At 71.3% G+C, this 21,849-nt stretch carries 16 protein-coding genes; 7 read left to right on the forward strand and 9 right to left on the reverse strand.

The features are described 5' to 3' along the window. The first annotated feature begins 120 nt into the window (after nt 1-120). From ACZ6SQ_RS01150 to ACZ6SQ_RS01175, 6 genes are all read left to right on the forward strand, one after another. On the forward strand, nt 121-954 hold the full coding sequence (locus ACZ6SQ_RS01150) for a carbohydrate-binding protein (RefSeq protein ID WP_469555241.1): 834 nt from the start codon (nt 121-123) through the stop codon (nt 952-954). A gap of 858 nt (nt 955-1,812) precedes the next feature. Further along, nucleotides 1,813-2,640 carry a class I SAM-dependent methyltransferase gene (locus tag ACZ6SQ_RS01155; RefSeq protein WP_469555244.1) on the forward strand — a complete coding sequence of 276 codons (828 nt, stop codon included), beginning with the start codon at nt 1,813-1,815 and terminating at the stop codon, nt 2,638-2,640. A 13-nt stretch (nt 2,641-2,653) separates the two neighbouring features. Beyond that, entirely contained in the window at nt 2,654-4,243 is a 1,590-nt protein-coding gene (locus ACZ6SQ_RS01160; RefSeq protein ID WP_469555247.1) for an FAD/NAD(P)-binding protein, read from the forward strand. After that, nucleotides 4,240-5,055: a class II aldolase/adducin family protein gene (locus ACZ6SQ_RS01165; protein WP_469555252.1), complete on the forward strand. Its 816-nt coding sequence runs from the start codon at nt 4,240-4,242 to the stop codon at nt 5,053-5,055. The genes ACZ6SQ_RS01160 and ACZ6SQ_RS01165 overlap by 4 nt, the downstream gene beginning before the upstream one ends. Before the next feature lie 767 nt (nt 5,056-5,822). After that, nucleotides 5,823-9,302 (forward strand): S8 family serine peptidase, encoded by a 3,480-nt coding sequence (locus ACZ6SQ_RS01170; RefSeq protein ID WP_469555255.1) that lies wholly within the window; start codon nt 5,823-5,825, stop codon nt 9,300-9,302. A 157-nt stretch (nt 9,303-9,459) separates the two neighbouring features. Continuing rightward, entirely contained in the window at nt 9,460-10,053 is a 594-nt protein-coding gene (locus tag ACZ6SQ_RS01175) for a hypothetical protein (RefSeq protein ID WP_469555258.1), read from the forward strand. A gap of 28 nt (nt 10,054-10,081) precedes the next feature. Here ACZ6SQ_RS01175 and ACZ6SQ_RS01180 read toward each other — a convergent pair whose 3' ends face one another. From ACZ6SQ_RS01180 to ACZ6SQ_RS01220, 9 genes are all read right to left on the reverse strand, one after another. Next, nucleotides 10,082-11,032: an aromatase/cyclase gene (locus tag ACZ6SQ_RS01180; protein ID WP_469555263.1), complete on the reverse strand. Its 951-nt coding sequence runs from the start codon at nt 11,030-11,032 to the stop codon at nt 10,082-10,084. Between the two features lie 52 nt (nt 11,033-11,084). Further along, the gene (gene fabG, locus ACZ6SQ_RS01185; RefSeq protein ID WP_469555266.1) at nt 11,085-11,870 is read right to left on the reverse strand and encodes a 3-oxoacyl-ACP reductase FabG; all 786 of its coding nucleotides are present in this window, start codon (nt 11,868-11,870) and stop codon (nt 11,085-11,087) included. Further along, a complete protein-coding gene (locus ACZ6SQ_RS01190; RefSeq protein ID WP_469555269.1) occupies nt 11,867-12,130 on the reverse strand; it encodes an acyl carrier protein in 264 nt (87 codons plus the stop codon). Before ACZ6SQ_RS01190 ends, fabG begins: the two co-directional genes overlap by 4 nt. Nucleotides 12,131-12,206: 76 nt before the next feature. After that, nucleotides 12,207-13,421: a ketosynthase chain-length factor gene (locus ACZ6SQ_RS01195; protein WP_469555271.1), complete on the reverse strand. Its 1,215-nt coding sequence runs from the start codon at nt 13,419-13,421 to the stop codon at nt 12,207-12,209. Beyond that, entirely contained in the window at nt 13,418-14,689 is a 1,272-nt protein-coding gene (locus tag ACZ6SQ_RS01200) for a beta-ketoacyl-[acyl-carrier-protein] synthase family protein (protein ID WP_469555274.1), read from the reverse strand. The genes ACZ6SQ_RS01195 and ACZ6SQ_RS01200 overlap by 4 nt, the downstream gene beginning before the upstream one ends. Then, nucleotides 14,686-15,015, reverse strand: a complete 330-nt coding sequence (locus ACZ6SQ_RS01205; protein WP_469555277.1) for a TcmI family type II polyketide cyclase — start codon at nt 15,013-15,015, stop codon at nt 14,686-14,688. The genes ACZ6SQ_RS01200 and ACZ6SQ_RS01205 overlap by 4 nt, the downstream gene beginning before the upstream one ends. Nucleotides 15,016-15,080: 65 nt before the next feature. Further along, on the reverse strand, nt 15,081-16,577 hold the full coding sequence (locus tag ACZ6SQ_RS01210) for an FAD-dependent monooxygenase (protein ID WP_469555282.1): 1,497 nt from the start codon (nt 16,575-16,577) through the stop codon (nt 15,081-15,083). A 208-nt stretch (nt 16,578-16,785) separates the two neighbouring features. Further along, nucleotides 16,786-19,062 carry an ATP-binding protein gene (locus ACZ6SQ_RS01215; protein WP_469555284.1) on the reverse strand — a complete coding sequence of 759 codons (2,277 nt, stop codon included), beginning with the start codon at nt 19,060-19,062 and terminating at the stop codon, nt 16,786-16,788. Between the two features lie 137 nt (nt 19,063-19,199). Further along, a complete protein-coding gene (locus ACZ6SQ_RS01220; protein WP_469555286.1) occupies nt 19,200-20,147 on the reverse strand; it encodes an MBL fold metallo-hydrolase in 948 nt (315 codons plus the stop codon). A 223-nt stretch (nt 20,148-20,370) separates the two neighbouring features. On the opposite strand from ACZ6SQ_RS01220, the gene ACZ6SQ_RS01225 reads away from it, so the two are divergent. Further along, entirely contained in the window at nt 20,371-21,621 is a 1,251-nt protein-coding gene (locus ACZ6SQ_RS01225) for an MAB_1171c family putative transporter (RefSeq protein WP_469555288.1), read from the forward strand. The last annotated feature ends 228 nt before the right edge of the window (nt 21,622-21,849 follow it).

The raw sequence follows: 21,849 nt of genomic DNA on the forward strand, positions 1-21,849 counted from the left end.
GAGGTGCGGTCCTATCCATACCCGCGCACACCGGCCCGGTAAGACGGCTCGGGCCGCGCCGCAGCGTCGATTCAGCCCCGCGACTGCGCCTCAACTGGCACCTCAGAACGAAGGAGCTCCATGGACAGGCGGAAATTCCTGGCCGGTGGTACGGCGGCGGGCGCCGCGCTGGGCCTGACGGCAGCCGGACTCTGGACAGCGCGCCCCGCGGGCGCCGCACCGATCGGCTCGGGCTGGACCGCGGTCAGCGCGGACTACAAGGTCCACCAGCCGACCGGACTGACCCGGCACACCGTGGACGGCACGGGGCTGCACCACTTCTGGCTCTACGACACCGACCCCGTCCTCTGGCCGGACAGTTCCTCCGGACCCCGCAGCGAGCTGAGGTTCGCCGACGAATACACCTCCGGCTCGGCGCAGTTCGAATGCGACATGAAGATCGCTGCGGGCGCACACCGGGTCTGCGTCCAGCAGGTCTTCGGTGCCGCCTCCGCAGCCACCGCCTTCATGACGCTGGCGATGAACACCGACAGCATCAACTATTACGACTCCACCACGCAGATCCACTCCCCGGTGTACGACCAGTGGATCCGCCTCAACGTCGTGCACGATGCGGACGCGGGCAAGGTCTCCGCATACGTGAACGGTCAGCTCAAGAGGACCTTCGACGACCGTGGCGACAACACCCATTACTTCAAGTGCGGCATCTACGGCCGCACCGGCATGTCTCAGCGCACGGACGTCCACGTCCGGAACATCCGTCTGTACCGGAAGAGCGGCGGATCCACCCCGTCACCGACTCCGACCGCTACGACCACTTGGGCCACCGGCGTCTCGTACGCCCCGGGCAACCAGGTGACCTACAACGGCCTGCGGTACTCGTGTCTTCAGACCCACACCTCCCAGGCCGGCTGGGAACCGCCGAACGTCCCGGCACTCTGGCAGCGCGCCTGACCGCGAACGGGCCTGGATCCTGAGCCCAGGGCGACCGGACGTCATCGCTTCCCGTGCGGAGCCTTCGCCGGTTCCTGGGCGTCCGGCTGCCTCGCCCGGGCGATCCGTATGCCCTGGGACGGCTTCGTGCGGAGGGGGACACAGTCCTCCCCCACAGGCAGTCGTGCCGTGCCCCTACCCACCAGTGATGGATCTCCGGACGGCCTCCTGATGGGCGGCGCCGCGCACCTGGCCTCGCGGGTCGGCAGCCCTTCCCACCACCGTGTTGTATCGCCGCCACGTCGGCTCGCATGGCGGATCCGGCGTACGCCCGCGGTCGCGGCCGTAGCCATCACGACGGTCCTGGTGAGCTGCACCTCGGCCGGCACGCTCGTCCTCGGGCCGTCCGAACCATCCCATTGCCGAAGCGACAAGACCGATATGCCACAGGGTGGCACCGCTCCCTTCAACGACGCTCGCCACTCGGAGAGTTGCGCGACGGCCGCGCCGTGACCAGGGCCATGCGCTGATCGCTGTCGCACCGCTCGCCGGGAGGCCATCCGCATGGGCAGCAGACTCGCATGCCCTGGCTGCGTCACGGACCGGCCGAATGGCCAGGCTTCGGGGTTCGGCGTCGGTCAGGCACCGGAATAGCGAGGCCTTCCGATCATCCCTGCCGGCTCCACGCGATCTGACACCGGTTGTGATGATGTCAGCGGTGTCAGGAATGGGGCAGGGGATCGGGACGGTCAGTAGAGTCTGCGACCACCCAAAGCGGCCTGACCGTGGGGGAAAAGAATGCGCTGATTCAGCTCGGCGCGGCGGGCGTTGTTCCCGCACATCGGCCTCGTGCTTCTCACGAGCGAGAAAGGGAATCTGATGCTTCAGCAGTCCAGTGCTGCCCTGGCGAGTGTCTTCGATCGGGCTTCCGAGGATTACGACCGAACAGGTGCCGCCTTCTTCACGCCCCTCGGTCGAAGGTTGGTGGAAAAGGCTCGGGTCGAGCCGGGGAGCAGCGTCCTGGATGTCGGATGCGGGAGCGGAGCGTGCCTTTTCCCCGCGGCGCTGGCCACCGGCCCGAAGGGGCGGGTCGTGGGGATCGACCTGGCTCCGGGGATGGTCGGGCGAGCACGCAGAGCGGCGGAGTCCCAGCGACTGGGGAACGTCTCGGTGCAGCTCATGGACGCTTTCCGGCCGGAGTTCCACGGCGCGCGGTTCGACTTCGTCCTGAGCAGCATGGTCCTCGTGTGGCTGCCCGACTCCGCGGAAGTCCTGGAACGATACCGGCCCTTGTTGAATCCCGGCGGCCGATTCGCCTTCTGCAATCCACGGCTGACGGAGCAGGACGGAATTCCCTTCGTGCCGGAGATCTTCGGGACCGTCATGGAGTCGGTCGGTGTGCACCCTAAAACGTTCTTCGAGGACCTGGACAACGGTTGGCTGGGAGCACCGGACGCGGCTCTCCTCAAAGCCGGGTACACCGGAATCGAAGTGTGCGACGAGACCTACTCTCTGGAGCTTCTGTCCGGTGAGGACTGGGTTAGGTGGTCGTGGAGTCATGGTTTCCGGTCCTTCTGGGAAAGGGTTCCGCAGGCGCGACTCGGTGAACTGGAAAAGGAGGTCGCCGAGGGTATCGATTTGCTGCGTAATTCCGACGGAGTGATCCGGATTCCGGGGATCGTGCGATATGTGTCGGCTTCCACGTGACGGCGTGAGCGATATGGCGAATTGCGATGTCGAACTGGCCGTCATCGGCGGCGGTGCCGCAGCCGTGTGCCTGCTGGATGCGCTGGCACAGGCCGAGACTCCTGTTGGAAGGATCACCGTGTTCGAGCCGACGCCTCACCTGTGGCGTGGGCGGCCCTATCAGCACGATGACGAAGTCGTCCGGCTCAACTCCCCTGTCGGCGACATGTCGGTGCGCCACGGCGACCCCCTGCACTTCGAACGCTGGCTGGCAGCCAGGGACCGGGCCGACGGCGTCACCGGGGGCCAGGTCGATCCGTACTCCGGGGTCCGCTTCGTCCCGAGGACGGTGTACGGCACCTATCTCGAGCACTCCGCGCGCAGGAGCATGCGGGATCTCGCAGCCCAGGGCGGGCAGGTGAACGTCGTACGCGAGCGGGTCGTCGGTGCCGGGCCGGCCCTTCACGGCGGTGCCGTCCTGGTCACCGACCGCGGCCGTCGTCTCTCTGCGGACTACGTGGTGCTGTGTGTGGGCCGTGGGGCACCGCAGGACACGTACCAGCTCAACGGCGCTGCCGGGTTCGTCCCCGATCCCTATCCTGTGTCCAAGGCTCTTGTCGGTATCGGCCCGCAGGACGCGGTCGGCGTGATCGGCAGCGGGCTCACGGCTGTCGACGCCGTACTCGCACTCGCCGCGGTCGGCCATCGGGGTCCGATCAGTCTGCTGTCCCGGCAGGGTGTCCTGCCCGCGGTACGTCAGCGCCCGGTGTCGCACCGGTTGCGGCACTTCACCGCGGAACGCTTCCGTGGGGGTGGTGCGCGACGGTCCGTCGGGCTCGCGACCGCCGCCCGTGTCCTCGGCAGGGAACTGGCTCAGGTGGGCGAGGATCTGAGGGTTCTCGCTGCGGAGATCGCCGCGCTCGGCCGGGAAGATCCCACGGCACGTCTGCGGCGCCAGCTCGACGAGGTCGACTCGGGCAGCCTCGCCCTGCGTATCGCGCAGTCCGCCGTGCCGGACGCCGGCCCGGGCCTGTGGTCCCTACTGGCCGACGAGCAGAAGGCGGAGCTGCTCCGGAGTCACTACCGCACCATCCACGCCCTGTGCTGTCCCATGGCACCCGCCAGCGCTGCCACGTTGCTCGGGCTGATTGACTCGGGTCAGCTGCGGATCGTCGAAGGCCTGCGGCACATCTCTCCCTCGCCAGGAGGTGGCTTCGCCGCCGACACGGACACGCGGAGACTCTACGTCGACCATGTGGTCAACGCGGTCAACGCGCCCGTTGACAGACTCCCGCCCGCAGCTCGGCCGCTGATCGACGAGCTGGTCACGGCGGGCGTGGCCGCACACAACCCCTTCGGGGGCCTGTCCGTGGAGCGGGAGAGCAGCCGGCTCGTCGTCAAAGGCGAATCGAACCCCCGCTTCCATGTCCTGGGCGACCTCGCCTTCGGCACCTTCTTCTTCACCTTCGGCATTCCCGCGATGGTGAACCGCGCCCAGGAGATAGCCGCCTCCCTGCGCGATCACATGCCGGGCAGGACACCTGTCCGGTCGCCGCCCGGCGGCCGCGTCCCGTCGGGTCACATCACTTCCGTCCGTCCTCCGTCTACCGAGGTGTCCTCATGACCGACCCGCACGTTGCCGGGCCCGCCCCCTTCCTCGCCGACACGGCCACCGGGCTCCCTCTGCCCGAGCCGCCCTCGTTCGGCTCCCCCGCCGACGAACGACGCCACCGCAGGCAGCGGCTCGCCGTCGCCCTGCGCCTGTTCGGCAAGTACGGGTTCGGCGAAGGCATCTCCGGCCATCTCTCCGTCCGCGACCCCGAGCGCCACGACTGGTTCTGGGTCAACCCGTTCGGGGTGTCGTTCAACCGGGTCAAGGTCCGCGACCTCATCCTCGTGGACAGCGAGGGACTCGTGGTGCAGGGCAGCCGGCCCGTCAACCCCAGCGCTTTCGTCATCCACTCCAAGATCCATGAGCTGCGGCCCGACGCCACGGCCATCGCCCACGCCCACACCGTGCACTCCCGGGCGCTCGGCTCACTGGGCCGGCTGCTGGAGCCCCTCGACCAGGAGTCCGCGGCCTTCTTCGAAGACCAGGTCCTGTACGACGACTACAAAGGCCCTTCCGTCGAACTGGACCTGGGTGAGGAGATAGCCGAGACGCTGGGCAGCCACAAGGCGCTCCTGCTGAAGTACCACGGGCTGATCACCGTGGGGAGCACGCTGGAGGAAGCCGTGCACTGGTTCCTCACCTTCGACAGCGCGGCTCAGGTCCAGTTACTGGCCCACGCGGCCGGACTGCCCCAGCCGCTGTCCCCCGAACAGGCTCGCTCGGCGCGCGACGGCTTCGGAGACACCGAACTCGCCCGGTTCAGCTTCGAGCTGCTCTGGGACGAGATCATCCATGAGCAGCCCGACGTCCTCGAAGAGAACTGACCTGTAAGGCACTTCGCCTGTCCCGGGCTTCGCGCCGAATGCGCCGGTGGATGGCAGAGGCTGGTTTGCAGACGCTCCGTCGGCCTGGGTCCGGGCCAATGCCGCTGACCGGCCCGGACGGGCCACGCGGCCCACAGTCGTGCCGCGACGCTCCCTCGGCCGCGGTGGGGAGGACCGGTCCGTGACCGGGACTCCTCGGGAGGCTGGGGGCCGCCTCGGCGCCCTGGCACGACCCGGCCGTCGGCGAGGGGAGCACCAGGTCGTGCCGGCTCAGTGGGCCCGCGTTCACAGGTTGGAGCTGGACCCTCGCGGGGTCAAGGGCCTTTGCCTGGAAGCCGTTGCCGGTCCATCCGGGGTCCACCCACGCCTGTCCGCGAACCGCTCATAGGGCAGAGTCGGGGAGCACATCCGCCGCTCCTGCGGGAGAGTCCTGGTGTCAGCAGGCCTCTGCCGTCGTGCGGTAGCCCGGTCAGGCCGCCGGTCCATTCGCGCTCCATTCACAGCCTCCCCCACGCGCAACGACGCGGTGGCGTCGGCGTGCCGGACGCGGCCCGGCCACTCCGATGGACGCCTGATGGAAGCACCGCCCGACTGCCCGTCCGGGACGGCGGCGTCGGGCCAGGTGGGTGAGGTGCGGGCCGCGGTGGGCCCGGTCGACGACTCGGCACATGGTTGACGTGGCCACGTCGCAAAGGGTTCGGTGCTGACCCTCCGGGCTCCGCTTCGCCGGAGCCACCACCCCCCACTTGCTTACAGGGAGCACCACCATGCGCTTCAGAGCGAGTCCCTGGCGCCGCAGCAGTGTCGTCGCCGTGCTGGCCGCGCTCACCGCGGGCACTCTCACCGCCCCTGCCGGGGCGAACGCACCATCCGTTCCGTCGCCCCCCGTCTCGTCGCCCTCCGTCTCGTCGCCCTCCGTCTCGTCGCCCTCCGTCTCGTCGCCGCAGCAGCAGCGGGCGAGCATCCGCATCGTCACGCTGATCACCGGCGACCAGGTCGTGGTCACCACACGGCCGGGTTCACCACCAGAGGCCCTGTACCGCGCCGCCGAAGGACGTGAACGCGTCGCCGTGTTCAGGTCGTACACCAAGGACCGCCACGGCCGCGTCCGGCTGGACGTCGTCCCCGCGGACGCCGCGGACCTGCTCGCGTCCGGTCGCCTCGATCCACGTCTGTTCGACGTCACCGGACAGGCGGAGACGCTTCCCTCGGGCGCAGTCGTTCCGGCCCGGGCGATCGCCGCCTATCGCGGCGCCCCTCCCCCGGCGCTGCGCGGCACCCACGGTTTACGCACCGTCCGGGCGCTGCCCGCGCTGGGCGGCGCCGCCCTGCGGGCCGGAGCCGACACGCCCGGGGCACTGTGGTCCGCGCTGACCACCGGCGGCGCGGTCAAGCGGCTGCGGCCCGGCGTGGAACACGTCTGGCTCGACGGGCGCGTGCGGGTCAAGGACGAGCGCAGCAACAAGCAGATCGGCAGCCCGGCCGCCTGGGAGTCCGGCTACACGGGCAGGGGTGTGGACATCGCGGTCCTGGACACCGGTCTGGACGCCACGCACCCCGACTTCAGCGGGCGCGTCAAGGACAGCCGGGACTTCACCGACAGCGGCGGGACGACGGACAAGGTCGGCCACGGCACGCATGTGGCGTCCATCGCGCTGGGCAGCGGCGCGGGCGGTCCGGGCGCCGCGTACCGGGGTGTCGCCCCCGACGCCTCCCTGCTGGTCGGCAAGGTCTGCGCGGACGAGTACTGCGACGACTCGGCGATCATCGCCGGGATGGAGTGGGCGGCCTCGAGCGGCGCCGACATCGTCAACCTGAGCCTCGGCACCGACGAGGCCTCCGACGGCAGGGACCCGCTCTCACTGGCGGTGAACGACCTCAGCGACCGCTACGGCACGCTGTTCGTCGCCGCCGCGGGCAACAGCTACTGCTGGGCCCCGACGATCAGCGGCCCGGCCGCCGCCGACGAGGCCCTGGCCGTGGGCGCGGTGGACGCCGACGACGTCCTGAGCACGTACAGCAGCTGCGGTCCGCGCCCGGGCGACCAGGCCGTCAAGCCCGACATGGCTGCACCCGGTGATGCCATCGCGGCCGCCCGCGCGAAGGGCACCAGCCTCGGCGAGCCGGTAGACGACCTCTACACCCGCCTGTACGGCACCTCCATGGCCACCCCGCACGTGTCGGGCGCCGCGGCGCTGCTCGCCCAGCGTCACCCGGACTGGAGCGGGCGGCGGTTGAAGGCGGCCCTGGTCTCGTCCGCCGATCCGGCCGCCGGGCAGCCGGTGTTCGGGACCGGATCCGGCCGTCTGGACGCGGCGCGCGCGACGAAGCAGCAGGTGTACGCCGAGACGGTCTCCCTGTCCTTCGGCCGTCTCCCCTATCCTCAGCGGGCGCTCCCGGATGCCCGCCGCACCGTGCGGTACCGCAACACCGGCGGCACGGACGTCACGCTGTCCCTGGCCGCCTCCCTCACCAACGAGTCCGCCACCGAACCCGCACCCGACGGCAGCCTCACCCTCTCCGCGGACCGGGTCACCGTCCCGGCACACGGCACGGCGGACGTGACGGCGACCCTCAAGGCGTCGGCGTTCCACCAGCGGGCCGCAGGGCAGTTCGGCGGGCGCGTCACCGCCGAGGGTGACGGGGTTCGCGTGGTGACCGCCGTGGGCGTCGTGGTCGAGCCCGAGTCGTACGACGTGACGATCAAGGCGATCGACCGCGACGGGATGCCCGCGAGCGACGATCTCGTGCAGGGCGTGTACCTCTTCCAGCGCAACGGCATCGCGTACGCCGATCCGCCCGTCCGGCTGCGCGACGGCGAGGCCACCGTCCGACTCCCCAAGGGGGTCTACGCGGTGACCGGCTCGATCTCCACGCGTGACGCGGAACTCCCGGCCGCGGAAGCCCCGTTGACGCTGGAGTCCCAGCCGCACACCGTCGTCGACCACGACGGGATCACGGTCGTGCTGGACGCCCGGCGGGGCAAGGAAGTGGTCGACCGGGTGGACCGGCCCGATGCCCGGCGCTACTACACCGAGCTGAACCTCGGCATGCTGGCCGACGACGGGCGGTCCCAGAGCAACCTCATCCTGGGCGCCGTCACTCGGGCGCCGATGTACGCGGTCCCGGTGGCGGCGGACCCCGAGCGAATGGTTCTGGGGCACACAGCCGTGATGCTGCCGGCGAAGGGATCGGCGTACACCTACTACCTGGCCCACGGGCCCCGTGGCGGCGGCATTCCGGAGAACCTGGACTACCCGGTGCGGGACTCCCGACTGGGGCAGGTGCGCGCGGACTACCGGGCACAGGGCAAACCGGCCCTGGGCGCCCGCTCCGCCGGTCCGGCGTACATGCCGATGCAGGGGCTGATCTTCGGCATCCTGCACGACGTCCCGCTGCCCGGCAGCCGCACCGAGTTGTACTCCCCCGGGACGGCCGAGTTCGAGACGCACTGGTCGGAGCACCTGTTCCAGCGCGCCACCGGCACCCCGTTCCCGGGTGCGTTCGACGGCGGCGTCTCCGGCATCGGGCACTACACGGCGGGCACTTCCGTGTCGCGTGTATGGAACCGGGGCGTCCTGCGCCCGGACCTCGACCTGCACCGCTACGTCAACGGCGTCTACCGCACCGAGGACACCCTGGCGGCGGTGATCGGCGCGTTCGCACCGACCGATCCGGACCACGGCTCGGCGGCGGTGTTCCAACTGCGCCATGTGCAGGCGAGGATGACGCTGTCGCGGGACGGCGAGGTACTGGGCGAGGCACCGCTGCCGGGCATCGGCTGGTTCGCCATGCCGGCCGACCCGGGCACCTATGAACTCGCCCTCGATGCCCGTCGGTCACCGGACTGGGCGACCACGGCCAACCGGATCACGACCGAGTGGACGTTCCGCTCCGAACGGCCTCAGGGCCTGGACTGGCTGCCGCTGCTCCAGGCCGATGTCAGCTCGGACTTCGACGAGCTGGGCCGGGGCCGCGCCTTCGACTGGCAGACGCTCGGCGTCACGATCAAATCGCAGGCCGGGGCACCCGAGGCGACACTCAAGGACCTTTCGGTGGAGGTGAGTTACGACGACGGAGCCTCCTGGAGGCACGCCTGGGTCCGGGAGCGCGAAGGCAACCGGGCCGAGGTCGCGGTCTTCAACCCCTCGGACCGTTCCTCGTACGTGTCGCTGCGGGTCTCGGCGAGCGACTCGAACGGAAACAAGGTACGCCAGACGGTGATCCGCGCGTACGGGCTGGCCTGACGCACCGCCGGGGAGGCGGGGAGCACACCACCCCGCCTCTCATACTCACGTGGAGTACATCGCCGGTCCATTGACACGGCAGTAATCCGGGGTGAAGCTGCGTGAGGATGTACCTGTCCGCCTTCGAAAGAGAGACCATCGGCGATATGAGCGGGTCGTGCGGTTCTACGAGTGGACCAGTGAACTAGGCGTCATGGAGCAGAGCGAGCGAGGTGAACTCATCGACCGGCTGATCGAGAGGTTCGCCCTGCCCCCGACGGCCACGTCGAAGGACGCCTGCCGCCGCGTGGGCGAGGTGCTCAGCGAGCACCTGCAAGAACGCGTGGAGGTCAGGTTCGTCCCGATGCGCGGAGCACGGCTCAGCGGGGCGACGGCACGCTACCGGGACGGCTCGTACGTCGTGTACTGCGTCAGTTCACCGTCCTGGTACCACCGGCTCGGGGTTCTGCTGCACGAACTCGCGCATCTGTACCTGGGGCACGAGCCCGTCGTCCTGGACCGGCAGGCGGGCCTTCGCCAGTTCGCCCCGAACCTGCCGGCCAGGATGGCGCGCATCATCGCGGGGCGGACCGACCACACCCGGTCCGAGGAGCGGGAGGCCGAGGAGTTCGCCGACGAACTGCTGGAGCGCCTGACGAACAGCCAGGAAGAGCGTCGGGCGCAGGCCTTGTCCAAGGCGCCGCCGTGCGTCACGCGGATCGCCGAAGGACTCACGCCCTCCGACAACGCACTGAAGCGGGGTGAGCGCTGACCGTCGCCGACCTCGTGCCGGCGCACGGTCAGCGCTGCCGCTCGGCGTGGCGGCGGGCGTGGTCCAGCGTGATACGGCTGTTGGCGGACACGGCCTCGCGCACGATCGTACGTGCCGTCTCGGGGCTCACGTCGGCGCCGAACAGCTCGGGGATATCCGCCAGGTCGATGACGACCGTGTGGTGAGAGCTCAGCGTCACGCCCCGGCCCGTCTCCGCGATGCTCCAGCGGCCGGTGTGCACGGCCAGCAGCGGGGGCAGCAGGGTCTGTTTGTAGACGATGCGACGGTCCGGGAGGCACACACGGGCCGACACGGTCGTCGACACGCTGCCGTCCGCGGCACGGGTGCGCATCTCCAGTGTCTGCAGGTCCGGCATGTCCTCCCGAAGGGCGACCGAGAGCACGTGCGGAAGACGTTCGGGCCAGAGCTGGGCCTGGCGGAGGAAATCGTGGACCTCCTCGGCCGGTCCGTCGATCCGCACGCTGTCGTCGATCTCCAGGCGCGACCCGTCGCCGGGTGCCGTGGCACGCTCGGCGGCCGTCTTCAGGGCGGTCAGCTCGCTGCGACTGTTCCGGTCGACCGCCTGCTCGATCCGCTCCAGGCCGGCGGGGTCGTCGTCGAGAGCTCGGTAGCTGTGCAGGAGCCGCACGTGGCAGGTGTCGTCGGTGAGCGGCTCCACTCGCCAGCTGCCGCTCATGGCGGCCACCGGCGGTGCGGGCACCTCCTGGCGGAAGTCGATGCGACACGCCCGCGGATCGAGCCACCGGCGCGAGACCCAGCCCGTGAGCCGGTCGCCCGCGCTCGCCCAGATCCGCAGCCGCTCCTCCCGGGCGGACGATCCCCCGGCACGGTCGACCCAGACGGTCGGCGGGAAGACCTGTGGCCAGTCCTCCGCATCCGCCAGGAGCCGGTACACGGTGTCGGCGGGCGCGGGCACCGTGATCCCGTGCTCGGCTCGCCGCTCGCCGTCGAACTGCATCAAGTACTCCTCTCATCGGCCGCGGAGCGGCAGGCGCTCCGCGGCCGGCGGCTCAGAAGGTCCCCAGGCCCCCGCAGACGTTGATCGCCTGGGAAGTGATCGAGGCGGCACTGTCGGACACCAGATGGCCGACCAAGCCGGCGACTTCGTCGGGTGTGCTGTAACGGCCCAGCGGTATCCGCGCCCGGAACCTCTCCAGCACGGCCTCCTCGGAGGTCCCGAACGCGGCGGCATAGCCGGCGCGCACCTCCCGGGCCAGGGCGGTCTCGACGAACCCGGGACACACCGCGTTCACGGTGATGCCGGTCGAGGCCAGTTCGTTGCCCAGCGCCTTGGTGAAACCGACGACACCGTGTTTGGAGGCCGAGTACGCGGCCGCCAGCGCGACGCCCTGCTTCCCGGCCGTGGAGGCGATGTTGATGATCCTGCCGTCGTTCCTGTCCCGCATACCGCCCGAGGTGAGCACCTCACGGGTCACCCGGAAGACACTCGTCAGGTTGGCCTCGATCACCTCGGACCACGCCTCGTCCGTGACGTCCGCGGTGACCCCGCCGCCGCTGCGGCCCGCGTTGTTCACGAGCACGTCGATCGGGCCGAAGCGTTCGACAGCGGCGCCGACCAGGCCCCGGACGTCCTCGGCCACGGTGACATCGCACCGGGCGCCCTCGACGTGCAGGCCCTCCGCCCTCAGCTTCCCGACGGTGGCCGCCACGTCCCCGGCGTCGCGCGCACAGATGAACACCCGGTGCTCACGCGTGGCCAGCAGTCGCGCCGTGGCCAGTCCGATGCCTCTGGTGGCGCCGGTGACGAGCGCCACCCGTGGCGGCCGCCGGGTCATCGCTCCGCCCGCAGCATCTCGTTGACGGCCTGGATCAGCGCCCGGGGCGTCTCCGGCTTGGCCGGCGCCGCGTCGTCGAGCGTGATGCCGTACGTGTCCTCGATGCGGACGACCGTCTCGAGCAGGACGAGGGAGTCGTATCCGAGCGCGACGAAGCTGGTGTCCAGGATGTCGCCGCCTGGGCAGGCTTCGTCCGAGTCTCCCGCGCTGTCGCGCAACATCACCGCGAGGTCGTCGATGGTGAATGACCGGTCAGGCATGGTGGACCTCTCTGTCACAGTCTCTGTCCGTCCCTGTCGCTGTCTCTGTCTCTGTCTGGGTCCGTCTGTCTCTGTCTCACCGCGCCGCGCGTACGACCAGCGCGGAGTTGAAGCCGGGGTGGCCGCGGGCCAGGACGAGCGCGGCCCGCAGCCGAGCGGGGCGCGGACTCCGCGTCACCAGGTCGATCCCGTGGTCCGGGTCGGGTGAGGAGTTCAGAGTGGGCGGGATGACACCGTCGCGCAGCGCCAGCAGCGCGGCCGCGACGTCCAGCGGGGCCGCTCCGGAGCTGAGGCGGCCGGTCATCGTCTTGGGTGCGGTGACGGGCACCGCGCACCGCCCGAACACCTCGTTGATCGCCTCGGCCTCCGCGCGGTCCTGCTCCGGCCATCCGGCCGCGTCGGCGAACACCACGTCGATCCCGTCCGGTTCCACCCCGGCGTCGGCCAGGGCCAGCTGGATCGCTCTGCCCAGGCCCGGCGGGCGCCCGCTGCCGGGAGGCGGGTCGAAGGTCGAGCCGTACCCGGCGATCTCCCCGTAGATCCTGGCCCCTCGCCGCCGCGCGGCCTCGCGCTCCTCCAGGATGTGCAGGGCCCCGCCCTCTCCCGGCACATGCCCCCGCGCCCTGCGGTCGAAGGGGAGATAGGCGAGGTCCGGATCCCGCTCGGCGGACACTCGCCCCCCTGCTAGCCGGCACGCCCACCCCCATGGGCACAGTGAGCCGTCGACACCTCCGGCGACGGTCATCCGGCCGCCCCTGCGGATGTGGCGCCGCGCCTGCGCCAGGGCGTCGAGGCCGCCCGCCTGGTCACCGATCACCACACCACCGGCTCCCTTGAGCCCGTTGCGGATGGAGATCTGTCCGGTGTTCACCGCGTAGAACCAGGCGAAGGAGAGGTACGCGCTCGGGCGCGGCCGTCCCTTGCTCCGCATCTTCTCCAGCTCCCGCTGCTGGAGTTCCACGCCGCCCGCGTAACCGGCCGTGACCACGCCGACGTCGTACGCGGACAGCTGCCGCAGGTCCGCGCCGGAGTCGGCCAGCGCCCAGTCGGCCGCCACCAGCGCGAGCCTGGTCATGTGATCGGTCTGCGCCAGCAGAGCGCCGGGCAGGAACAACCGCGCGTCGAACCCGGGGACCTCCCCCGCGAGCTGCGCCGGATAGGGTCCGGGGTCGAAGCGGGAGACCCGGGCGATACCGCTCCTGGCGGAGCGGGTCGCGTCCCAGTACGCGTCCAGGCCGAGCCCGTTGGGGGCCGCCACGCCCATGCCGGTCACCACGACCGCGGAGGTCATCGGGTCCGCCTCTCCGGCCGGGTCAGCACCATGGCGCTCTGGAAGCCGCCGAACCCGCTGCCGACGGTCAGCACCGTGTCCGTCCGCCACTCGCGGGCGACGAGCGGTACGTAGTCCAGATCGCACGCCGGGTCCGGGCTGCGCAGGTTCGCGGTGGGCGGTACGACGTGGTGTGCCATGGCGAGGATCGACGCCGCGATCTCGATCGTCCCGATCGCGCCCAGCGAGTGGCCGACCATCGACTTGATCGAGCTGACGGGCGTGACACGGGCGTGCTCACCGAGAGTGGCCTTGAAGGCCTCGGTCTCGTGTACGTCGTTCTGTACGGTGCCCGAGCCATGGGCGTTGACGTAGTCGACGTCCTGCGGGTTCAGCCGGGCCTCGTCGAGCGAGGCCCTGATCGCCCGGGCCATCTCCAGGCCGTCGGCGCGCAGGCCGGTCATGTGGAAGGCGTTGCAGCGGTTGGCGTAGCCGGCGATCTCCGCGTGGACCTGAGCGCCGCGTCGGCGGGCGTGATCCAGGTCCTCCAGGACGACGGCGGCGGAGCCTTCGCCGAGCACGAAGCCGTCGCGGGTGCGGTCGAAGGGCCGGGCCGCCTCGCCCGGGTCCCCGCTGTGCGGCGTCGTCGCCTTGACCGTGTCGAAGCTCGCGAGCACGGTCGGCGATATCGGCGCCTCCGTGCCGACGGCGACCACGACGTCGGCGGAGCCTTCGCGGATCAGTTCGCAGGCGTGGCCGACGGCGTCGATGCCCGAGGTGCAGCCGGTGGACACCACGGTCGCGGGTCCTTCGGCACCGACGGCCCAGGCGACCTCGGCGGCGATCGAACTCGGCACGAAGTGGTCGTAGAGCTCGGGCGTCGTACGGCTGTGGTCCACCAGGTGCACCCGGCCGCCGTCGCTGACCTCGTGGTACGCCTCCTCCAGGCTCGTGGCGCACCCTACGGCCGTGCCCACGCAGACCCCGACGCGGTGCGGGTCCGTGGCGGACGGTTCGACGCCGCTGTCCCGCACCGCCTCGCGCACGGCGACCAGCGCGAACTGGGCCGCCCGGTCCAGCCGCCGTGCCTGGCGCGGGCTCAGGCCGTGCCGCTCGGGGTCGAAGTCGGCCTCCGCCGCCACCTGGGACCGGTAGGGAGAGGGATCGAAGAGGGTGATCCTGCGCGTGGCAGTACGGCCCTCGGCCAGCAGCCTCCAGAAGTCCTTGGCTCCGATGCCGCCCGGCGCCAGTACGCCGAGCCCTGTGACGGCCACTCTTCGGGGGGTCATCGGGGCGCCTCCCAGTGGTAGAAGCAGGTGGCCATGGAGTCTCGGATGGAGCGCCAGTTCTGCGGGTCGTAGTGCTCGAAGTAGGGCTCGGCCTCGCCGCGCGCACGCACGAAGCGCGGGTCCGTCCAGGCGCGTTCGAAGGCCTCCGATCCCTGGCTCTCGTCGAACTGCTGCACGTGGAAGTACAAACCCTTGTACATGAACAGCTCGCGCCTCAGCGTGCCCATCCGCCGCGGCAGGTCGGTGCTGTCGAACTCGGCCGCGACGCGGGCGGCTCGGGCGCTCGCCGTCGGGTCCATGCGTGCCACGATCAGGTTGGTGCGCATCCGCCTTCTCTCCTTCGTCCGGTGCCGGCGGGGCTCCGCGGGCCCCGGCCTCGTAGGTTCCGACTTCACGCGTCCTGCTCCCGGCCCGGGCCGAACCACCGCTCCAGGGCCTCGGGCAGGGCGCGGGGGCAGCCCTGGACCCAGGCGACATGGCCGTCCGGCCTGATCAGCACCGCTTCGGTGCCGCCGAGTGGGTCCGGCGACCCGTCGGCCTCGGGGACAGCGGTGACGGTGTCCACCCGGTCCGCCCAGGCGCCGGCGGCGCGGCGCAGCCCGGCGTCGTCGGCCAGGTCCAGGAGTACGCCCCGGGCCGGGCGCAGCAGTTCGGCGGTGCTCGTTGTGCCGGCCGGACCCTTGAGGGTCTGGTGGGGCATGCGGCGGCCCAGGAGCGGGTGGTCGCCGGGGCCGACGTCGTAGTGGACGTCGAGTCCGCTGACCATAAGGGCCAGATGCCGGTTGACGGCCTCGTACCCGGCGAGTTCGGTGAGCACCTCGCACAGGGGCTCGAGGTACTCGCCGTCGAGGAACAGCAGTGCCTGTGCCCGTGTGCTCGTCAGCAGTCGCCGTCCCACGGGGTGGCGCTCGCTGTGGTAGGTGTCGAGGAGGGCTTCAGGAGCGCTGCCGCGGCTCACCGCGCCGAGTTTCCAGCCCAGGTTCACCGAGTCCTGGATGCCCGCGTGCATACCCTGGCCACCGGCCGGGACCTGGACGTGTGCGGCGTGTCCGGCGAGCAGGACCCTGCCCCGGCGGTACTCGGTGGCCTGACGTGTGGCGTCGTCGACGGCGATCGTCCACAGCGGTGCCCCCGCGGAGATGTCCTCGCCGGTCAGACGCCGCCAGGCGGCCGCGACCTCCGCGTAGGCCGGCGGCTCGGTGCGGTCGTCGGGCCGTGCCGCCCGCTCGTGGGCGAAGACGCGGGTGATGCCCTCGCCGAGGTCGTACGCCAGCACATTGCCGCCGGGCACGCGCTCGGCCCGCACCCTGGCGTCGCCCCGCATGATCGACCGGCTCTCGACGCCGCGTACTTCGGCGACGTACATCTTCTGGCTCGGCTCCCTGCCGGGGAAACCGAAGCCGGCGGCGTGGCGCACGATGCTGCGGGCGCCGTCGCAGCCGACCAGGTGGCGTGCGCGCAGCAGTCGTGCCTGCCGCGGACCGCGCACCTCGACCTCCACGCAGTCGGGGCGTTGTGCCAGGGACAGCACCTCATGGCCGCGCCGGATGTCCGCGCCCAGTTCGGCGGCCCATTCCTCCAGCACCTCTTCGATTCGGGCCTGGCGGACCGTCTTGTCGCCCAGGTGGACGCTGTCGAGTGCGGCGAGGTCGACGGGCACACCGCCGAAGTACTGCCGAGTGCTGCTGTCGAGCCGTCCGAACCGTTCCAGCAGTCCCCGCTGGTCGAACACCTCCATGGTGCGGATGGTCAGTCCCAGAGCGCGGGAGACGCCCGACGGCCGGGCGAGGCGCTCCAGAACGATGACGTCGGCTCCGGCGAGCCGTAGTTCGCCGGCGAGCATCAGTCCCGCCGGCCCGGCTCCCACGACGATGACACTTGCGTCCACGTACCTGCCCCCTCGGCCACACGGAGTGGTGGTGTGACGTGAACACCGTGCCCGTGCCGGGCCGCGTCGGCATCGGTGGAACGCGCAGCGCGCCGGGAACGGCCAACCGGCTTACGCCGCACGGCCGGAGTGCGTGAATCACCGATGACGGCAGCTCGCTTCGTGGCCTATCGGCCGGCGGACGTCGCACCCGGCAGCTCGCGCACAGCTACCGCAGGCACAGTCCCGGCCCCTCGCACCAGGCGTCCGGGCGCGCCGGAGCGGACGACAGGCGGCGCGCGGCCCACACCGCCACCTGTGCCCGGGCGCGCAGACCGAGCTTGTCGCGGATGTGCTGCAGGTGCGCGTCGACCGTGCGGGGGGACACGTCCAGCCTCCGCGCGATCTGCCGGTTCGTCATGCCGTCCGCCACCAGCCGTGCGACCTCGCATTCCCGCTCCGTGAGGTCATGGCCGACGCCTGCGCGTCCGGCCGGTTCGGCCGGCGCGTCGTGCACCGCGAGGGACACCGCCTGTCCTGCGGTCATCCGGCTTCCGGCGGCCCGCAACGCCTCGGCCGCCGCCGGGTCCAGCAGCCGGCCGGCCTCGCCCGCGGCCGTGTCCACGGACCGCCGCCAGACGGGATCCGGCTCCGCACGCGATCCGCGGATCGCGGCGGCCGCGCCGAGCAGTCGCAGGGTCCGCTCGGCCTGCGCCCGGCGCGCCGCGACCATCGCCAGCCCCTCCAACGCCCTTGGCGTGCCGTACCGGTCGGGGTGGTCGGCGCGCAGTGACCGCTTGAAGCGTGACTCCGCCCGCTCCAGGTCACCGGTGTCCAGCTCCACCATCCCGCCCAGGTGTTCCACGGCGGCCAGCAGCGCGGGTTCCGTCTCGGTCAACAGGATCGGTGACAGCTCCTGGAGCAGCGCGGCGGACCGCTCCCGCTCCCCGGCGCGCAGGGCCGCCCACGCGCAGTGGTGGAGCCTGCGTGCCGTGTGCCGCAGGTTTCCCAGAGGCCTCACGGTGTCGAGGCCCTGCTCCATGCTCCGGTGGGCGCCGGTGAACTCGCCGCGCGCCAGCCGCACCAGCCCCAGCAGGCCCAGGGCCTCGGCGAGCATCAGGGGGCGGTCCAGGCCCCGCTCGATCCCGATCGCCTCCCGGGCGAGGGCATGTGCCGCGTCGAGGCGTTCCTGGCAGAACTCCAGCCAGGCCGCCTGCTGCAGTACGAGGCCGCGGCAGGCGGGGGCGTCGTGCGCGCGGGCCAGCGCGGCTGTCAGCAGCAGTCCGGCGGCCTGGGGATCGTCGCGCTCCCAGGCGCATCTGGCCGCCGCGGCGATGAGCGGGGCGTGTCGCCCGTCGCCGTTCCCGGTCGCCCACTCGGCCGCCCGGAGCAGGTTGTCGCCGTCCTCCTCCAGCAGCCGTAACGTGTCCGCGTAGGCGATCACCGGCTCGGGCAGGGATTCGACGAGCCTGGAGAGCCAGCCCGCCAGCTTGTCGAAGGTGGCGTCCGTCTCCCCGGAAGCGGTGAGCTGTTCGAAGCCGTAGAGGCGGATCGATTCCAGCATCGTGAACCGTGCGAGGGGCCGGTCCCGGCCCGCCGGATCCGTCAACGGCCGTGCGTCGAGCAGCGACTTGGCCTCCAGATCGCAGATCGTCCTCAGCACGGAGCCGGTCGGCACGCCGTCACCGGCGCAGACGGCGGTCGCCGCGGCGAGGTCCGCTCCCCCGGCGAACACGGACAGGCGCCGGAAGACCGCCTGGGCGCGGGGGTCGAGTCGGACGACGCTCGACCCCAGCGCCGAGCGCAGGTCGCGGTGACGGTCGTCGGCGGTGCGCGGGGAGACGGTCAGGAGGTCGAACCTGTCGCCGAGGTGGGCGAGCAGTTCCTCGCAGCTCAGGAGCCGTACCCAACGCGCGGCCAGCTCTATGGCCAGCGGGATCCCGTCCAGCATGACGCAGATCGCCTCCACCGCCCGGCCGTTGGCCTCGCTCAGCTCGAATCCCGGTACCTGCTCGCGGGCCCGGTCGACGAACAGGCGGACCGCGTCCGAGAGCCCCTGCCGTGCCGGCGGGCCCACCGTGACGCCGTTCTCGGGCAACGACAACGGCCGCACGGAGAACGTGACTTCACCCGAAACCCCGAGCAGTTCCCGGGAGGCCGCCAGGATCCGGACGTTGGGGCAGCGCCGCAGCAGCGTCTCGACGAGCCGGGCGCACGGGTCGACGGCTCCCTCGCAGCCGTCGAACAGCACCAGGGCCCGGCGGACGCTCAACTCGGCGCACACCGTGTCCAGCAGCGGCTCGTCGGGCCGCTCACGCACCAGCAGGGACTCGGCGACGGCCGCCACCAGCTCTGCGGATGTGCCGAGCGGGCCGGCGTCGACGAATCCGGTCTGGTCGAAGGCGCCGCGCTGGTGCCGGGCGAACTCCACGGCCAGCCGCGACTTTCCCGCACCCGGCGGCCCGACGAGCGTGAGCTGCCGGCACTGCCTCCACAACCCGTGCAAGGCGTCCAGTTCAGTGTCCCTGCCGACGAAACTGTCGAGCGAGACGGGGAGTTCACCATCGGGTGGAGTCTGGCGGGCGGCTCGGCGCACAGGCCGTCCTTTCTGCAGGGTGACAGGCACGTGCGGAACGCGCGTCTTCACGCGTGGCAGACAAGCGGCGCTCCGCCGGTGAAGTCCATGACGTCCCGCTGGATCCGCGGCAGGGAGAGCGGGCTTCCGGCCGGAGCACCGTCCAGCTCGGCCAAGGCTCGGTGGAGGTTGGCCACGAGCCGCTCGGGATGGTCGAGTACGTCCCTGTCCGCCGCTTCCCGGGCGGCGGCGCGGGCGATCTGCAGGGCCGTCAGGCCCGAGGCACGGCCCGCAGCCGCGAGGCGCCGTACGGTACGCAGATAGTGCTCGGTCGCCGTGTAGGCCTCCGGCCCGCACACCGGTCCGTGACCGGGTACGACGACGTCCGCGTCGAGCGACCGCAGCAGGTCGAGCGCGCGCAGGGAGCCGTCCAGGGAACCCTCGACCAGGAACGGCGCGATCCCGTTGAAGACCAGGTCGCCGACGAAGACCGTGCGCCGCTCGGGCAGCCAGACCACGGTGTCGCCCGTGGTGTGGGCGGGCGTCCCCGGGTGGACGAGGTGTATCTCGGTGCCCGCGGCGTGCAGCACCATGCGGTCGGTGTACGTCACGGAGGGCGGGGACACGACGATCTCGCCCCAGTCCACGCCCGGCCACGCGCGTTGCAGTGCGAGGCCGGTGGCGAGCATCTCACGGCGGCAGTTGAGGTGACCGATCACGGTGGCGCCCGGCAGGAAGTGGCCGTTGCCGTGGGTGTGGTCCCCGTGGTGGTGAGTGTTGATCACGTGGGCGGGCGGTGGTGCGCCGGTGGCCGCGATCGCCTCGGCCAGGGCACGGGCCCGTGCCCGGGTCGCGGCGGTGTCGACGAGAACGGTCGGGCCGGGGCCGGTGACGAAGCCGGCGTTGTTCAGGCACCAGCCGCCGTCGGGCTGGATGTAGGCGTAGACGTCGGGGGCGAGCCGCCGGGTGTACGGCGGCGCGACGGTGGGCACCGGGTTCGCGGAGTCGGCAGGCATCGCATGGCCTCCAGCATCGGTGTCGGGAGCGCCGTCGCCGAGTGTGCGGCAGCGCCGTCGGACAGGATGACGCCCTCGTACTTGTGTGGCAACACTTGCCGTTCATTCGACACATCAGTAGCGTCGATTCCTGCCCGGCCCATACCGGCGCGGGGCTCGTGCCGGCCGTTCCCGGCTGCGACTTCGCACACCCTTGGCCGGGCGGCTCTGAATCATTCGGGAGATGCGCGTCGTGGGCGCCTACGTCAAGAACCTCATCGGCCTGGGGCTGTTGGCCGTCGCGGCCGTGCTCCTCGTGTACAAGCTCTGGCACGCCCGGTCGATGCGGCACAGTCCACGCACCTGGGCCATGCTGTCCATGGTCTCGTGCTTCGCCGTGTCGATGACGTTCTCGGTACCGGCGGCGTCCGTGTGGACCGCGCAGCACACCGGGATACCCAACATCGGCCGGATCCTGACCTACAGCCTCGCCTCGGGCGCGGGCGCCTCGTCGCTGTGTCTGGCGCTGGTGTGGCGGTATCCCGCGCCGCGCGCGTGGTTGACGGTCCGCTGGGTCATCGCCGTCTACGCAGCGGCGAACATCGTCTTCTGGGTGCTCTTCGCGGTGTCGCCGGTGCCCGAGGAACGGCCGACGGACTTCCCCACCCACTACGCCCACCTGCCCACGATCTCCGCGTTCCTCCTGCTGTTCTGTGTCTCCAACGCCATCGCCTTCGGAGTACTGGGGCGTTGGTGTCTGACCTGGGCCAGGAGCGGTGACTTCACCGCGCTTCCGTGGCTGCGCTGGGGGCTGCGCCTGTACGGGTCCACGGGCGTCGTCATCACCACCATGGTCACCCTGGGCATCGGGACCATCGTCGGGACCTGGCTGGATCTGGACATGCAGCCGCTGTTCAGTGTGGCGACGGACGTCCTCCTGCCGATCGCCACCGTCCTGCTTCTGCTGGCACTGACCGTCCCGGTCGCGGGACCGGCCGTGCTGCGGCTGCGCGACCGCGTGGCCAAATGGAGTGCCTTCCTCGCCCTCAGGCCACTGCACGAGGCGCTGCGCACCGTCGCACCCGACAACGTGATGGTCGCGCACGGGCGAACGCTGGACCCTCACCACCGTGTACGCCGGGCACTGATCGAGCTCAACGACTGGCGGGCGACGCTCAATCCGCTGTTCAGTCCGGCGGTCCGACAGGCCGAGGAGGAGCGGGGCCGGAACGGCGGGCTGCGGGGCGACGAGCTGGACGCCATGGTCGAGGCGGCCCAACTGTCCGCGGCCCTTGAACTCTGGAACAGCGGCATGCGCCGGCTGACACCTTCCGGGGCCGACGCCGGGTCGGCCGAGCGGACCAGAGACGGCAACGGCACCATCGACGACGAACTCGCCTGGTGGACAGGGGTCGCCCGGGCCCACAGCCGCCGGATACGCCTCTCCCCGGAGACTGCCGCACCAGGGCCTCGGGGAGAGGCCACGGACGCCTGAGCCGCGGGCCGGTGAGCGGGCGGTCCCCGGCCGCCGAGCGTGACGCACAGTCCGTCACTCCCGGTCATCCCCGACCAACGGCGAGTTGACGGTGCGCACCGGCCGCCGGGTACAGTCGCACCGCTGCTCGGGCGCCGTCGGACACACGTCGCGCCCGAAGAGCCTCGGGGAGCCCCTCAGAGCGACCGGACTCACACCGCGCCCTGATTCCTGGCAGGCCTGCCCCGT

Source organism: Streptomyces sp. NPDC048600 (assembly GCF_055587025.1).

What these genes read in the sequence shown, in the direction of transcription:
- ACZ6SQ_RS01160 (WP_469555247.1), top strand. Translation starts at nt 2,654, where the DNA reads ATGGCGAATTGCGATGTCGAACTGGCCGTCATCGGCGGCGGTGCCGCA.
- ACZ6SQ_RS01195 (WP_469555271.1), bottom strand. Translation starts at nt 13,421, where the DNA reads ATGACCTCCGCGGTCGTGGTGACCGGCATGGGCGTGGCGGCCCCCAAC.
- ACZ6SQ_RS01225 (WP_469555288.1), top strand. Translation starts at nt 20,371, where the DNA reads ATGCGCGTCGTGGGCGCCTACGTCAAGAACCTCATCGGCCTGGGGCTG.
- ACZ6SQ_RS01150 (WP_469555241.1), top strand. Translation starts at nt 121, where the DNA reads ATGGACAGGCGGAAATTCCTGGCCGGTGGTACGGCGGCGGGCGCCGCG.
- ACZ6SQ_RS01165 (WP_469555252.1), top strand. Translation starts at nt 4,240, where the DNA reads ATGACCGACCCGCACGTTGCCGGGCCCGCCCCCTTCCTCGCCGACACG.
- ACZ6SQ_RS01170 (WP_469555255.1), top strand. Translation starts at nt 5,823, where the DNA reads ATGCGCTTCAGAGCGAGTCCCTGGCGCCGCAGCAGTGTCGTCGCCGTG.
- ACZ6SQ_RS01220 (WP_469555286.1), bottom strand. Translation starts at nt 20,147, where the DNA reads ATGCCTGCCGACTCCGCGAACCCGGTGCCCACCGTCGCGCCGCCGTAC.
- fabG (WP_469555266.1), bottom strand. Translation starts at nt 11,870, where the DNA reads ATGACCCGGCGGCCGCCACGGGTGGCGCTCGTCACCGGCGCCACCAGA.
- ACZ6SQ_RS01200 (WP_469555274.1), bottom strand. Translation starts at nt 14,689, where the DNA reads ATGACCCCCCGAAGAGTGGCCGTCACAGGGCTCGGCGTACTGGCGCCG.
- ACZ6SQ_RS01205 (WP_469555277.1), bottom strand. Translation starts at nt 15,015, where the DNA reads ATGCGCACCAACCTGATCGTGGCACGCATGGACCCGACGGCGAGCGCC.
- ACZ6SQ_RS01190 (WP_469555269.1), bottom strand. Translation starts at nt 12,130, where the DNA reads ATGCCTGACCGGTCATTCACCATCGACGACCTCGCGGTGATGTTGCGC.
- ACZ6SQ_RS01155 (WP_469555244.1), top strand. Translation starts at nt 1,813, where the DNA reads ATGCTTCAGCAGTCCAGTGCTGCCCTGGCGAGTGTCTTCGATCGGGCT.
- ACZ6SQ_RS01180 (WP_469555263.1), bottom strand. Translation starts at nt 11,032, where the DNA reads ATGCAGTTCGACGGCGAGCGGCGAGCCGAGCACGGGATCACGGTGCCC.